The organism is [Lactobacillus] timonensis, from assembly GCF_900240275.1.
In the GTDB taxonomy this organism is placed as follows: domain Bacteria; phylum Bacillota; class Bacilli; order Lactobacillales; family Lactobacillaceae; genus Limosilactobacillus; species Limosilactobacillus timonensis.
Genome location: NZ_LT964761.1, coordinates 545,023 through 558,973 on the forward strand (window position 1 = coordinate 545,023; position 13,951 = coordinate 558,973).

The following is a 13,951-nucleotide window of genomic DNA, read 5'->3' on the forward strand; positions in this document are numbered from 1 at the left end:
TTAGTCTTCATGAAACAACTTTCGCCGCAGCCGTTGACCAGTTGGTGTGCCGGCGATGCCACCCAAGCCGGTTTCCCGCAAGGCCGCCGGCATTGACCGGCCAACCCGGTTCATGGCAGCGATCACTTCATCGACCGGGATTTTGCTGGTGCATCCTGCCAGGGCCATGTCAGCTGAAATCAGGGCATTGCCCGCCCCAATGGCATTACGCTTAACGCATGGCACTTCCACCAGTCCGGCCACTGGATCGCACACCAACCCGAGTAGGTTCGCAAGGGCAATCGCTAAGGCATGACCCGACTGAACAGGGGTTCCGCCAGCAATTTCAACCGCCGCTGCAGCCGCCATCCCCGAGGCACTCCCCACTTCCGCCTGACAGCCACCGCTGGCACCCGCAATGCAGGCGTTATTAGCAATAATAAGACCGTACGCCCCACCCGCAAAGAGGAAACGAACCTTTTGCTCGTGGGTGAGTTTCAACCGGTGGTCCAGCATCATAAGAACTCCAGGCATCGTTCCTGACGAGCCGGCCGTTGGCGTAGCACAAATAATCCCCATCGCAGCGTTGACTTCGTTGGTAGCAATCGCATCTGCCACTGCCCCCATCATCGCTTTACCGCTTAACGGCTGGTGGTTTTCGGCGTAGTTTTTGATCTTAACGGCCTCCCCGCCAGTCAACACCGTTGGGGAATGCACCCCTTCGCCACTCTTACCACGGGCAACGGCATCCTCCATGACCCGGAGGTTTCGCTCCATCTTTTGCCAAATCACTTCCCGGCTAGCCCCGGAAGTCTCAATTTCTTGTTCAATCATCAGCTCCGACACTGGTTTATTGGTGACGGTAGCTGTGTCAATTAGCTCCTTGATTGACTGGTACATTGTTAATCCTCCGGTTGCATAAAAATCAGGTCAGGGACAACCATTTTTAACCGCTCCATTACCTTGGGCGTCAACCGGTTTTTCAGGGTAAAGGCATAGACGGTCGCCCGCTTGCCCCGCGCTGTCTGTTGACTGGTGAATGGCGCCAGCTTATCAATCAACCTCATCAAACTAGTGTGAAGGCGGCTGTTTTGCCGGGTATCACGAAAAATAATGACCGGTAATTGCCCTGGTAGGTCAAATTCAACATCATTAAAGCGCAGGTGACGAATTTCAATTGTCCCGCCACCAATTGAACAACCAGTTACTTCCACGTTCAAACTGTGGTCCTGGTTGGCAAGCAGCAGGCGAGCCGTATTCGGATGGCCCACCGGGCTCGGAACATTTTCTTCAATAAAGGAAACCTTCATCCCACTAGTGCGCGCCATCCGGGTGGCCATTGGCACTCGTCGGTCATCGGTCGCCATTCCCATCACCCCGGCGACGATGGCATAATCGGTGCCGTGACCCGCATGGGTATGGGCAAACGATTCATAATAGTGGACCGTTAGTTCGGCCGGTGTTCCGCCAAAGACCGCCCGCGCCATCCGGCCAATTTGGACGGTCCCGGCTGTATGGGAACTCGACGGGCCAATCATGATCGGCCCGATAATGTCAAAAACACTCTTATAGCGTTCGTTCATAATAATCTTCCTCCGCTTAGTTAATTATACGGTGTTCTTTCCCAAGGACAAGCCCCGCATATCAATTCATTTTTTGAATGAGCAACCAATCGAAATAGGTATTTTACATCATCAAATAAACTAACCATAATTAAGACAGAAAAACTCAAGGGGGAATAACCAATGGCAAACAACGAAACATCGGTCAAACACAATCTGTTTGGTTTTGGTGACAAAAACGTGGCTTTTGCGAAGTACTTTACCGGCACTAGTTACCTGAATGGTCTCGTTCAGCCGGACGATAATGTTGACGTCAATGTTTCCAACGTCAACTTCGAACCTGGCTGTCGCAACAACTGGCATATTCACCACAACGGCTTCCAAATCTTACTTGTAACCGCCGGTGAAGGCTGGTACCAGGAAGAAGGCAAACCGAACCGGCCCAACTCTTGCATCCTGGTAACGTGGTAGCCATCCACGAAGGAGTTAAGCACTGGCACGGTGCCACCAAGGATTCCTGGTTTTCCCACATTGCGATCACCAAGGGCACTAGCGAATGGTGTGAGGAAGTTAGTGACGAAGAGTACGCACAGTTAAGCAACTAGGAGGTTTTGACAATGGTAAAGAAACAAACTGCGGGCCGCGATCAACTAGGGGACTTTGCTCCCAAGTTTGCGGAATTAAACGACGATGTTTTGTTCGGTCAGGTTTGGTCACGGGAAAAAGAACTCAGCCCGCGTGACCGCAGTTTCTTGACGGTCACCGCGCTGATTACTAAGGGAGCGTTTGAACAACTACCGTACCATATGCAAACTGCCAAGCAAAACGGCATTAGCAAGGAAGAGATTGCCGAAATAATCACTCAGCTCGCCTTTTACGTTGGCTGGCCAAATGCTTGGTCGGCATTTAACGTTGCTAAAAAGGTATGGGCAGATTAGTCAGTAGACACAAAACAGCCCCGCAAAAATCATGCGGAGCTGTTTTTTCTTATCACTAATAATTAGTAGTTACCAGGAGTAGCGATGTAATCATCAATCCCGTCCGGATTACCAGACCACTTAAACTTGTCGTACCAAATTGCGTGCTTTTCTTCGTCCAGCTCGGCAATGGCTTCCATCTCATCGGCGTTCAGTTCAAAGTCAAAGATGTCCATGTTTTCCTTCATCCGGGCAACGTGGGTCGTCTTCGGGATGACAACCAGTCCCTGCTGAAGTTCCCACCGAAGTTCGACCTGGGCAACCGTCTTCTTGTACTTCTCAGCGATCTTCTTAATGACTGGGTTGTCCAGTAACTTACCGTTACCCAGTGGTGACCATGCTTCTAACTGGATCTGGTGGTTTTGGCAAAAAGCCACCGTCTCCGGCTGGTGAATCCGCGGGTTAAATTCAATCTGGTTGACCATTGGCGCAGTAATGGCCTTATCCATCAGCTTCGTCATGTGTTCAACATCGAAGTTGCAAACCCCGATGGCACGTGCTTGCCCTTCTTCATAGATTGCTTGCAGGGCCCGCCAGCTTTCGTTGTACTTGTTATAAACTGGCCAGTGTAGCAAGAGCAGGTCAACGTAGTCCGTCTGCAGACGTTCCAGTTGTTCATTAAAGGCCATCCGGACGCGGTTGTAGTCGCCCTGGTCGCCATTGAAAATCTTGGTCGTCAAAAAGACGTCTTGCCGCTTGAGTCCGTTCTTCTTCAGCCCCTGGGCAAGTCCTTCACCAACACCAATTTCGTTACCGTACTGCTTGGCCGTATCGATCAAACGATAGCCATTACTCAGGGCATCCTCTACCATTTGACGAGCTTCGTCGTTAGTCGACTTCCAGACACCTAGCCCCACTTTCGGCATTTTGACGCCATTACTCAATGTTACTATTTGTTTCTCCATTCCAAACACCTCTTATATTTTCAAGTATACCATTTTAGCGAAGTAAACTGTTGGACAAGGCCTTGCGTCTTCTTTCACAACCCTGATCCCTTAAGGTTAACTAACCTGGCTTAGCCACAAAATAATTATTGTGAAATAATGAGCGACAATTCAGTGTCGTAAACGTTTACAAAAAGTCCTTGAAAATTTGTCAAAAGGTGCTAATATTTGAAGTGTATTAAATGTAAACGTTTACAAAAAGCGACGTTCTTTGTGATCTTATTAGCCACCAGATGTTCCTGCTGGCTAACGAGATAGCTGCTATTATTCGATGGAGTGTAATTATGGATATGTCACATCAGGGGCAGCAAAAACCCCACGTTGAGTCCCACCAGACAAAACGGGTGGACCTGGACGCCGGACTACCAGATTTGTCCAAGCGGGTTATTTTTGCCATTACCTTTGGTTTCTTAGGAATTAACATGGGGTTCTCGCTGCAGAGTTCCCAAATGAGCCGGATTTTTCAGTCTATCGGTGCTAACCCTAACACCCTCGGCTTCTTCTTTATTTTCCCACCATTAATGGGGATGATCGTCCAGCCACTGATTGGGAAATACTCTGACCGCACGTGGAACCGCTTTGGTCGGCGGATGCCATACCTGCTGTTTGGTGCCCCAATCGCATCCCTAGTACTGTTAATGCTGCCATTCTCTGGTTCACTGGGCTTTGGCTACGGTTCAATGGCCGCAATGGTCTTTGCCGCCTTTGCCGTTTGTTTCATGGACCTGTTCAACAACATCTGTATGCAACCATTCCGCATGATTGTCGGGGACATGGTCAATAACAAGCAGAAGAACTTTGCTTGGTCATGGCAGCAGATCTTCTTTAACACTGGTGGTATTTTGGCCTCTCTGATGCCGTTTATCTTTACGGCCTTTGGGATGCACAACACCGCCAAGAAGGGTGTCGTCCCGAACACTGTCATCTGGGCCTACATCGTTGCCGCTGCAGTTTTGTTCTTAACTAGTATGTGGACCGTCTTCAACGTCAAGGAATACGATCCAGCAACGTACGCTAAGTACCACGGGATTGACCCGGCCGCTAACAAAAAGTCGGTCTCCCTGTGGCACTTACTGAAGACTGCCCCAAAGGCTTTCTACGAAATTTGTCTGGTTCAGTTCTTCAGTTGGGTCGGCGTTATGTACGTCTGGACTTACTCTACCGGGACGCTGGCCAAGAACGTTTGGCGCACCACTAACCCAACGAGCGCTGGTTTCCAGGCCGCTGGTAACTGGTACGGTGTCTTAACTGCCATTCTCAGTGTGGCCGGTATTTGCTGGGGCTTCCTCTACTCCAAGTCCAAGTCCAACTCACGTAAGCAGTGGTACGCACTGGGCTTAACCCTTGGTGGTGTCGGCCTGATCATGGTTTCCCTGGCTCACAGCCAAGCACTGACTGTTTTGGCCTTTATTCTCTTCGGAATTTCCTACTTTACCGTTCACACCATCCCGTTCACCCTGCTGACATCTTCACTTAACGGCGAAAACGAAGGGGCCTACATGGGCTTATTCAACATCGGTATCTGCCTGCCACAAATCGTTGCTTCCCTGCTCAGTTTTATCATCTTCCCGATGACTGGCAAGAACCAACCAACGATGATGCTGATCGCTGGCATTTCCATGCTGATCGGTGCCGTTGCGGTTCACCAGATTCACGAAGGTGTCGCAGCGCACGAAGTTAAATAATGATCTCTAAGTAATTAGAAAGGGCTTGAACCGCCACTGGTTCAAGCCCCTTTTTTCTCTGCGATTGTTTAAGCGTGATAATGGGCACGGAGATAGTCTTCCATTGCCAACGGTTCCTCACCAGTCAAGCGATGGTAGTCATCACTCGTTTCCGCCAAGAGGCCCATACCGCCAGCAGCATACATGGAAGCCAGTTTAGCCCCGCCGTCATCAGGGTAAAGTTTTCCAAATTCTTCAACCGTCACTGGTTGATAGCCGATGTGCTTCCCGGTAACTTTCGACATTAGTTTTCCTAGCTCCACCATGTTGTAATTTCTTGTCATTGAAAGAAGGTAGCTTTGACCATGATCGCGCATCATCGGCTGGACCGCTAAACTAGCGATCGCCCTCGCACTGTCCTCGCGGCTAATAAAACTCAGTGCGTGGTCACCAACTGGATAAATCAGGTTGCCACGTTCGACAAGTTCCGGCAAATACGGTACGAGCGGATCAGCATAAAGTGAATTACGGACGTAGGCATAATTCAGCCCGCTACCTGCAAGTCGTCGGGGAACATAAGCGTAAAACGGGGACATTTGGAATGGGTTATTGCCCTGGTCAGCAAAGAAGCTCACAAAAATAAAACTGTCGACGTGGTTACGCTTTGCCCCCGCCAAAACGTTCTCAAATTCCTGAACCCGCCGTACCAAATTATAGGTAATGCTGGGAATGTAAATTAAAACATCAACATCGGTTAAACTGTGATCAATGGAACCCTGGTCAAAGTAGTCCAAGTGGGAAACCTCAACCTGCTTACCATCGAATAACTTGCCTTTTTCTATGCTATGGACACCCGCCCGTAGTTGTCCGCCAACAATCAAGTTTGATAATTGCCGGACCACCCGTTGTCCCAGGTGACCACTAGCACCAGTTACCAAGTATCTCATTGTTTTTTCTCCTTCTTTTCATGTGCGACCAAGATGTCGTTAATGACGTCATCCAACGTAATCCGTGCCAAGCGTCCCATGGCGGCATTTTGGACCTCTTGATAGTAATTGCTAAGCACCTTTTGAATGTTGCCACCGACAATACATTGTGGATTGGTTTTGTCGTCAACAGTAAATAATTTCTTATTTCCTTCAACCGCGTAATAAACATCTAGCAAGCTGATTTGGTCCGGGCTTTTCGATAAATGCGGGTTAGGAGAACCCTGGACGGTCGTGATAATGCCTGCTTTCTGAAGCGCAACCATAATGCGGCGGACCACCACTGGCGAAGTCATGACGCTGGCAGCGATGTTTTCACTAGATAGTTTGGTCTGCTGATAAATGTTTAAATAGGCCAGGATATGAATCGCATCACTATAACGGGTGGAGATTTTCAACTTGTTTGCCTCCCATCTTTTTGTTTTATAATATACCCCGACTATTGTAATTTATCAAGTTACAGCTACGGCATTTATATTGACAATTTTTGGGCAATGATTTACTCTTAGCGTAACTTATTAAATTACATCAGGGAGGAAACAATGATTAAATACGATCACGTGGCAAAAACGTACACCGATGAGCCCGTCATCAAGGACGTCTCGTTCACCGTTAATCAGGGAGAACTCGTTGTCCTCGTTGGTCCAAGCGGCAGCGGAAAGACCACCCTCCTCAAAATGTTTAACCGGTTGACCGTTCCGACAAACGGCAATGTCTATTACCAGGAAAAAAAGATTAAAGATTACGACTTGCAGAAACTACGCTTAGCCACTGGTTATGTGCTTCAAGACAGCAGTCTTTTCCCTAACCTGAATATCCAAGACAACATTGCTATCCAGCTAGAACAACAGGGCCTTAATAAAGAAAAACGTCACCAACGAGCCCGTGAATTGTTAGCGGCCGTTGACCTCGATCCCGCCACTTATGCCACCCGGATGCCTGACGAATTGTCTGGTGGTGAACAGCAGCGGGTTGGGATTATTCGTGCGCTGGCTGCCAAACCAGCCGTTATTTTGATGGACGAACCCTTCAGTGCTCTTGACCCGGTGGTTCGCAAACAGCTCCAGGACTTGGTGCTGAAACTACAAAAGCAGACCCAAACTACCATTATGTTTGTCACCCATGACATGCACGAGGCCCTGCGCCTTGGTACCAAGGTCGCCGTCTTAAAAAGCGGTGTTCTCCAGCAAGTTGGCACACCGCAAGAAATCATCAACCACCCGGCTACTGACTTTGTCCGGCAATTTTTCCGCGGCCATGGCTTTCACTTTAGTTTGGGTGATCTCTTGACAGACGGACTGGGACAAGTCATCCCGGACGAGAAACTCAACCTGAAAGTTGCCACTTGTCAAAAAGTTGAAGACCTCTTAACCTTCTGCCGTGATCATGATGACCGTCAATTCGTTGTGAAATGTGACCAGCAGTCATACCTGGTTGACCGGCAAAGTGTTTGGGACTACCTAATCCGAAGGGAGGAAGAACGTGCTTAATACCATCGTTGACACCTTCCATAGCCAATCAGATGCCATTCTCAAAGCGACCCAGCAGCACATCACAATATCACTTATTTCGCTGCTCATCGCAATGGCGATCGCTATTCCCTTGGCCATCCTCCTCAAGGACCACCAAAAGATTGCCGAGGGATGCTTACAAGTGGCCGGCATCATCCAAACGATTCCAAGTCTGGCTATCCTGGGGCTTCTAATTCCACTGGTTGGGATCGGGACGGTTCCGGCAATCATCGCTCTTGTTCTTTACGCGATCATGCCGATTTTTCAAAACACCTATGCCGGGTTAACCGACATCCCCACCAACCTCGAAGAAGCGGCTACCGCCTTTGGTCTTACCAAGTGGAAAAAGCTGCAACGTCTCGAGCTTCCGTTAGCGATGCCGATGATCCTCTCCGGAATCCGTATCTCGCTGGTAATGATCATTGGAACGGCCACTCTGGCCGCCCTCATCGGTGGCGGCGGTCTCGGGACCTTTATCCTGACCGGGATCCAGTCGAATAACAACGCTGACGTTATTATCGGGGCGGTTTTGTCGGCGGCCCTGGCCTTCTTTTTCAGTTGGTTGCTCAAGTTTATCAGTCAAAATGGACGGCGGTTCAAAGTCAGTCTCGGCATTATTGCCGTCTTCCTCGTTGGTTTGGGTGGAACCAAGCTCTATCAGGCAGTACGCCCGGCACCGACGAAGGTGGTTATCGCTGGCAAAATGGGGAGTGAACCTGACATCCTCATTCACATGTACAAAGACCTAATTAAAGAAGCGGACCCTCACGCCGAAGTCACGCTGAAACCCAACTTTGGTGGAACGACCTTCCTCTTCAAAGCCCTGCAAAGTGGTCAAATCGATATCTACCCGGAGTTTACCGGGACCGTCAACCAGCAAATTATCAAGTCAAAGGTAAAAACTGGCAGCAACCCGCAAAAAACCTATCAGCTTGCTAAGGACCAGCTCGCTAAACGCTACCAGATGCGATACCTCAAACCGATGAAGTACCAAAACGGCTATGCCCTGGCCGTCAGCTCACAATTTGCCAAAGAACACCAGATAACGACGATGAGCCAACTAGCTAATTATAACGATGAGATTACCGCCGGGTTTGACCCTGACTTTTACCAGCTTCACGACGGTTACCCGGGGCTCAAGAAACCATACGGCTACCACTTTAAGGATATCAAAACAATGGCCCCGTCCATTCGTTACAAGGCCATTGCCAATAACCGGGTAAACGTGGTTGACGGCTACACCACCGACCCGCAAATTCCACAATACGGCCTCGTCATGCTTAAAGACGACAAGCACTTCTTTCCGCCTTACCAAGGAGCACCACTCATGAAAGAATCCTTTGCCAAAAAGAACCCCCGCATTGTGAGAGCCTTGAATAAGTTAGCCGGGAAGATCACCACTGAAGATATGCAGGAAATGAACTACGAAGTGACGGTCAAAAAGAAGAGTGCTGCCAAGGTTGCTCACCACTACCTTGTCAGCCACCACTTATTAGATAAGTAATGACGCAAAAAGCTACGAGGTCGCGTGATCTCGCAGCTTTTTTCTACAATTGTTGAACACTTTCCCGCTCGACAATCTTAACCGGAATAAAGACCGGATCATCGTCGTCCAGCAAGTTGGCAACACTGCGTTTCCCCATCAAATGAAAGTCCTGGGATACACTTGTTAGTTGCGGGGCGGTGATGTCACAAATAAAAGTCCCGTCAATACTGATAATTGACAGGTCAGTTGGCAGTGTTAACCCCGCCTGGTGAGCCGCCTTCACCAACCCCGCAGCGGTCATATCGCTGGCCGCTATAATTGCCGTCAGGTGCTGGTCATAAAGTTGCTGAAAGAGCTGTTGCCCGTTGGTAAAACTGTAATCACCGTATTGGACCCAGCCCGGCTCAACCACCAAGTTGGCGGCCGTCATTACTTTTTGGTACCCCAGCAATCGTTGCAGACCAGTCGTCGACTTATCAATCCCGGCAAGACCAATCCGCGTGTGTCCACGATCAATCAAGTAACGGGTCGCTAACTGGCCAATTTCAATGTTGTTAGAACTGGTAAACTTTTCTGTCTCGTCATTGCTGCCATAAATCGACACGAAACGGTATGGCAACCCCGAAGCATCCAGTAATCGGCGTTGCTGGGCATTGGCCTTGGCCGCAACTAACAAGAGACCAGCAATTGGTCGCGCTAAAGCTGAATTAATCGCCGCTGTTAGTTTTGCTGGTTCATTATTACCCGCGTAAAAAATAATCGAATCACGGTGCTGCTCTTCAATTGCTTCCTGGATCCCATCAAGGACCTCTTGCCAGAAGTTGGTTTTCGTATCGTTAATGATAATCGCAATGGTGGTCGCTTCCCTGGCCGCTAATTGTGCCGCGGAAATATTACGCCGATATCCCATTGTCGCGGCAGCTTTCCGAACTTTTTTGGCTGTCTTTTCACTGTAGGTTCCCACCTTATTGGCGAGGACCCGTGAAACCGTGGCAGTGGAGACGTGGGCCGCTTTGGCGACATCCTTGATTGTTGCCTTCATGTACATCACTCTTTCCCGTTTAACATCAGCATTATTATAGCTAATTTTTCTGCCCTAACGCAAGCGTTTACACCAACGTCGGAATCTTATTGTAAACGTTTACGGAAAGTGATAAAGTAAGTAGTGTAATAAGATTACGTAACTTCGTATTCACTGAAAGGAAGTTTCTCACTATGAGTAATCAGCTAACTGGCTACCAGGATAACGACCAACAGATCATCTTGAACTTCGCGGAAGGCAAGGACCTGGTATTAAAGATCTTAACCAGCGAGATTGTCGAAGTATTCCAGGACCACGGCTGCCCAACCAACTCCTACGCCATCGAGGGCGACAAGAAGCGGACAACCAAATACACGGTCAGCGACAAGGGTGACCATGTGGAAATTACCACTAGTGGCTTGCTGATCAAAGCCTACGATGACGCCAAGATTGACGTTTATGATGGTGATGGCAACCCGCTAGTTATGGATTACCGTGGTCAGCGCAAGCCGTTGCCAACCGATATGGACGACGAACACCGTAAGACCGTGATGTCAGAAGGACACGCCGTTCACGCTAAGGCTAACCCGGATAACGTCAACTTTGAAATCATTAAGTCACTGAGCCCTGATGAAGTCTTCTACGGCCTGGGCGGGAAAACCGGCTTCCTGAACAAGCGCGGTTACGAATACGATAACTGGAATACCGACGTCCCGGTTCTCCACAATGAAACAGAAACCCATCTTTACAAGTCAATTCCGGTCATGTACGGTCTGAAGAACGGTCACCCGTACGGTCTCTTCTTCGATGATACCTACAAAAGCCACTTTGACCTCGGCAAGGAAAGCGACAACTACTACTTCTACTCTGCCGTTGGTGGCAACGTTGACTACTACGTCATCGGTGGGCACACCCTCAAGGATGTGGTGGCTAACTACACTTACCTGACGGGTGTTACTCCACTGCCGCAAAAGTGGATGTTGGGTTACCAGCAGTCTCGGTGGGGCTACAGTACTAGTGACACGCGGGTGGAGAGCATTGCTGACGGCTTTGCAAAACACAACCTGCCGATCGACGTTATTCACCTCGATATTGACTATATGTACGGCTACCGCGACTTCACCTGGGACACCACCAAGTACAAGGACCCGAAAGCCTTCGTTGCTAAGATGAAAAAGCGCGGCATTCGCCTGATGCCAATCCTCGATGCCGGTGTCAAGGTCGACGACCAATACGACATCTACAAGGAAGGGATGGAAAAGGGATACTTTGTTACTAACCCTGATGGCAGTGTCTACGTTGGTTCAGTTTGGCCAGGCGATTCCGTCTTCCCAGACTTCGGTAATGAAGACGTCCGCAAGTGGTGGGCAAAGCATGTTAAGTTCTTCGCCGACATGGGCGCTTGCGGTGTTTGGAACGACATGGACGAACCAGCCAACTTCCGCGCAAAAGGGCAATTGCCAGATGACCTGGTCTTCCACGATGGTACCAACATCAGCACCCACGCCAAGATGCACAACGTCTTTGGTCACCTCCAGGCTCAGGCTACTTACGAGGGAATGAAGAACGCTACTGGCAAGCGGCCGTACATCATTACCCGGGCCGCTTATGCCGGCACACAGAAGTACTCCACTGTCTGGACTGGTGACAACACCGCCGTTTGGTCACACCTGCAGCTCGCTATTCCACAGCTGAACGGGTTAGGCCTGAGTGGATTTGCCTTCGCTGGTACCGATATCGGTGGTTTCCAGGAGGACACTACTCCGGAACTGTTGACCCGATGGATTGAAGCCTCACTGTTTATTCCCCTCTTCCGGAACCACTCCATTTTGGGGTCGCGTTACCAGGAACCATGGGCCTTTAATAAGCAGACGCTGGACATTTACCGCAAGTACCTGAACCTGCGTTACCGCTTCATTCCATACCTGTATGACCAGTTCCGTCACGAAACACAGTCTGGTCTGCCGGTAATGCGGCCACTAGTTCTGAACTACCCTGACGATGAACAAACTCGCAATCTCAATGACGAATACATGGTTGGCACCAACATTCTCGTCGCTCCAATCGTCAACCAGGGAGCTACAAAGCGGTTGGTTTACCTGCCAGCTGGCGACTGGGTTGACTTCTGGAACAACGCTGAGTATGCCGGCCAGCAGTACATCATGGTTGACGCTCCACTGAGCAAGCTGCCGCTCTTCGTCAAGAAGAACACCATCCTGCCATGGGGCAACAAGGTTATGCACGTCAGTGACGAACCAGAAAAGGTCATGACCTTCCGGCTCTTTGGTGAATGTGGTTCGACCACCCACTACCAGGACAATGGTCTGGACTTCAATTACCAGCAGGGTGAATACAACGACTACTACGTTGAAGTTGCCGAAAACGGCCCGGTAACTGTTGAATTGACAAAGCATGGTTTCAAGCCGGTTTACAACAAGATTTACGTTGAAACTGACCAACGCCGGTGTGAATTCCGCTTCAACGCGGCCACTGAAGAATACGAATTAGTTTCTGAAGACTAATTCAGATTTAATATTAAACAACCTAAGATTAGTTCAGAACGATTTTAAGTCGCTCTGAACTTTTTTGTTACTCTAAAGATAGAGCTAAGGTCGAACATGCTCCCAGGGACTTTGAGAGCGTGAAAGAAGTCATTTATGACTTCGTAGTCATGACGCGCAGCTAGGATATCTGCCGCCCCTGCGAGCAACAATAGGCGGCTCCTAGCGTTCGGCTTTGCCAGAACGTTAGGAGCCATTGTTGTACCGCTTGTTAACTTTTAGTATAGAGAGGGGTGATTATGTCACGGCCCCTTTTGGTTATCAAAAACCTGACCACCCCGTTGGCAGTCAGGCTGTTAATGATTAGTTTTCGTTCAATGCTTCCTCAACTTGGTCACCAAACGGAATCGATGGCATTGCGCCCATCTTCTGCACCGTCAGGCTAGAAGCGCGTTGACCATAAACCAGTGCTTCTTCAATGTTGTCGAGGTTTGTGTGGAGCTGGGAAGCCATCGCCCCAACAAAGGTGTCACCAGCAGCAGTGGTGTCAACCGCCTTGACCTTAAAGGCCGGAACTAAGCCGTGACCATTCGGCGTGGAATAGAAGACGCCACGGGAGCCGAGAGTAATCAGCAGGTTGTCAACACCCTTATCAGCAAAGTATTCAGCTGTCTTCAGCATCGAATCCTCACCGTTCAGCTTAATACCAGTTAAAATGGCACTTTCTGTCTCGTTTGGTGCAATGATGTCCGTGTACTTCAGTACTTCAGGGTCAATCTCGTGAGCAGGTGCAGGGTTCAGGAAAGTAATCACGCCGTGGTTCTTTGCTTCCTTGAAGGCAGCTGCCGTCACGTCTTGTGGCGTTTCAAACTGGCTAATTAAGAAGTCGGCAGAATCAAGCACCTTGTCAGTGTTCTCTAAATCTTCCTTCAGCAAGGCCTGGTTAGCACCACCGTAAACCATGATGTGGTTTTGGCCGTTAACATCAAGGGTTACCATAGCCGTCCCGGTCCCGTGAACCTTGTCGATCACGATGCAGTCAGTGTCAACGTGTTCTTCCTTCAGTGCTTCCAGCATGAACTTACCTTCGTTGTCGTCACCAACCTTGCCAACAAAGTAGGTCTTGGCGCCAGAACGAGCTGCGGCAACCGCCTGGTTAGCGCCCTTGCCACCAGGTGCAGAACTCTTGCTGATCGCAGAGATCGTTTCGCCCGGTTGCGGGAAACGTTCTACGTGGTAAGTAGTGTCAACGTTAATACTGCCGAGAATCGCAATCTTGTTACTCATTAAAAATTCCTCCTTCAAGTCCACTGCGAAGCA

General features: G+C 49.5%; 12 protein-coding genes and 1 pseudogene. 6 read left to right on the forward strand and 7 right to left on the reverse strand.

What is annotated here, in order from left to right:
• On the reverse strand, window positions 1-879 hold the full coding sequence (gene sdaAA, locus C1710_RS02635; RefSeq protein ID WP_102279730.1) for an L-serine ammonia-lyase, iron-sulfur-dependent, subunit alpha: 879 nt from the start codon (window positions 877-879) through the stop codon (window positions 1-3).
• A gap of 2 nt (window positions 880-881) precedes the next feature.
• Window positions 882-1,562, reverse strand: coding sequence for a serine dehydratase beta chain (locus C1710_RS02640; protein WP_102279733.1), 681 nt, complete (start codon window positions 1,560-1,562; stop codon window positions 882-884).
• 162 nt (window positions 1,563-1,724) lie between these two features.
• Here C1710_RS02640 and C1710_RS02645 point away from each other — a divergent pair.
• Window positions 1,725-2,146 (forward strand): annotated as a pseudogene (locus tag C1710_RS02645) (cupin domain-containing protein).
• A gap of 12 nt (window positions 2,147-2,158) precedes the next feature.
• The gene (locus tag C1710_RS02650) at window positions 2,159-2,479 is read left to right on the forward strand and encodes a carboxymuconolactone decarboxylase family protein (protein ID WP_102279735.1); all 321 of its coding nucleotides are present in this window, start codon (window positions 2,159-2,161) and stop codon (window positions 2,477-2,479) included.
• Between the two features lie 62 nt (window positions 2,480-2,541).
• Here the strand turns inward: C1710_RS02650 and C1710_RS02655 are convergent, their stop codons facing one another.
• Window positions 2,542-3,423 carry an aldo/keto reductase gene (locus tag C1710_RS02655; RefSeq protein WP_102279738.1) on the reverse strand — a complete coding sequence of 294 codons (882 nt, stop codon included), beginning with the start codon at window positions 3,421-3,423 and terminating at the stop codon, window positions 2,542-2,544.
• 329 nt (window positions 3,424-3,752) lie between these two features.
• On the opposite strand from C1710_RS02655, the gene C1710_RS02660 reads away from it, so the two are divergent.
• Complete coding sequence (locus C1710_RS02660; protein WP_102281725.1) at window positions 3,753-5,147, forward strand: SLC45 family MFS transporter; 1,395 nt, start codon at window positions 3,753-3,755, stop codon at window positions 5,145-5,147.
• Window positions 5,148-5,215: 68 nt separating this feature from the next.
• Here the strand turns inward: C1710_RS02660 and C1710_RS02665 are convergent, their stop codons facing one another.
• Entirely contained in the window at window positions 5,216-6,073 is an 858-nt protein-coding gene (locus C1710_RS02665; RefSeq protein WP_102279741.1) for an NmrA family NAD(P)-binding protein, read from the reverse strand.
• Window positions 6,070-6,510: an Rrf2 family transcriptional regulator gene (locus C1710_RS02670; protein WP_102279743.1), complete on the reverse strand. Its 441-nt coding sequence runs from the start codon at window positions 6,508-6,510 to the stop codon at window positions 6,070-6,072. Before C1710_RS02670 ends, C1710_RS02665 begins: the two co-directional genes overlap by 4 nt.
• 144 nt (window positions 6,511-6,654) lie before the next feature.
• Between C1710_RS02670 and C1710_RS02675 the strand changes: the two genes are divergently transcribed.
• The gene (locus tag C1710_RS02675; protein WP_102279745.1) at window positions 6,655-7,602 is read left to right on the forward strand and encodes an ATP-binding cassette domain-containing protein; all 948 of its coding nucleotides are present in this window, start codon (window positions 6,655-6,657) and stop codon (window positions 7,600-7,602) included.
• Entirely contained in the window at window positions 7,595-9,127 is a 1,533-nt protein-coding gene (locus tag C1710_RS02680) for an ABC transporter permease/substrate-binding protein (protein ID WP_408065688.1), read from the forward strand. Before C1710_RS02675 ends, C1710_RS02680 begins: the two co-directional genes overlap by 8 nt.
• Before the next feature lie 43 nt (window positions 9,128-9,170).
• On the opposite strand, the gene C1710_RS02685 is transcribed toward C1710_RS02680, so the two are convergent.
• Window positions 9,171-10,151 carry a LacI family DNA-binding transcriptional regulator gene (locus tag C1710_RS02685; protein ID WP_102279747.1) on the reverse strand — a complete coding sequence of 327 codons (981 nt, stop codon included), beginning with the start codon at window positions 10,149-10,151 and terminating at the stop codon, window positions 9,171-9,173.
• Window positions 10,152-10,324: 173 nt separating this feature from the next.
• On the opposite strand from C1710_RS02685, the gene C1710_RS02690 reads away from it, so the two are divergent.
• Window positions 10,325-12,652 (forward strand): glycoside hydrolase family 31 protein, encoded by a 2,328-nt coding sequence (locus C1710_RS02690; protein WP_102279750.1) that lies wholly within the window; start codon window positions 10,325-10,327, stop codon window positions 12,650-12,652.
• A gap of 342 nt (window positions 12,653-12,994) precedes the next feature.
• Here C1710_RS02690 and rbsK read toward each other — a convergent pair whose 3' ends face one another.
• Window positions 12,995-13,918 carry a ribokinase gene (rbsK, locus tag C1710_RS02695; RefSeq protein ID WP_102279752.1) on the reverse strand — a complete coding sequence of 308 codons (924 nt, stop codon included), beginning with the start codon at window positions 13,916-13,918 and terminating at the stop codon, window positions 12,995-12,997.
• Window positions 13,919-13,951 lie beyond the last annotated feature (33 nt).

What these genes read in the sequence shown, in the direction of transcription:
- sdaAA (WP_102279730.1), bottom strand. Translation starts at nt 879, where the DNA reads ATGTACCAGTCAATCAAGGAGCTAATTGACACAGCTACCGTCACCAAT.
- C1710_RS02640 (WP_102279733.1), bottom strand. Translation starts at nt 1,562, where the DNA reads ATGAACGAACGCTATAAGAGTGTTTTTGACATTATCGGGCCGATCATG.
- C1710_RS02650 (WP_102279735.1), top strand. Translation starts at nt 2,159, where the DNA reads ATGGTAAAGAAACAAACTGCGGGCCGCGATCAACTAGGGGACTTTGCT.
- C1710_RS02655 (WP_102279738.1), bottom strand. Translation starts at nt 3,423, where the DNA reads ATGGAGAAACAAATAGTAACATTGAGTAATGGCGTCAAAATGCCGAAA.
- C1710_RS02660 (WP_102281725.1), top strand. Translation starts at nt 3,753, where the DNA reads ATGTCACATCAGGGGCAGCAAAAACCCCACGTTGAGTCCCACCAGACA.
- C1710_RS02665 (WP_102279741.1), bottom strand. Translation starts at nt 6,073, where the DNA reads ATGAGATACTTGGTAACTGGTGCTAGTGGTCACCTGGGACAACGGGTG.
- C1710_RS02675 (WP_102279745.1), top strand. Translation starts at nt 6,655, where the DNA reads ATGATTAAATACGATCACGTGGCAAAAACGTACACCGATGAGCCCGTC.
- C1710_RS02685 (WP_102279747.1), bottom strand. Translation starts at nt 10,151, where the DNA reads ATGAAGGCAACAATCAAGGATGTCGCCAAAGCGGCCCACGTCTCCACT.
- C1710_RS02690 (WP_102279750.1), top strand. Translation starts at nt 10,325, where the DNA reads ATGAGTAATCAGCTAACTGGCTACCAGGATAACGACCAACAGATCATC.
- rbsK (WP_102279752.1), bottom strand. Translation starts at nt 13,918, where the DNA reads ATGAGTAACAAGATTGCGATTCTCGGCAGTATTAACGTTGACACTACT.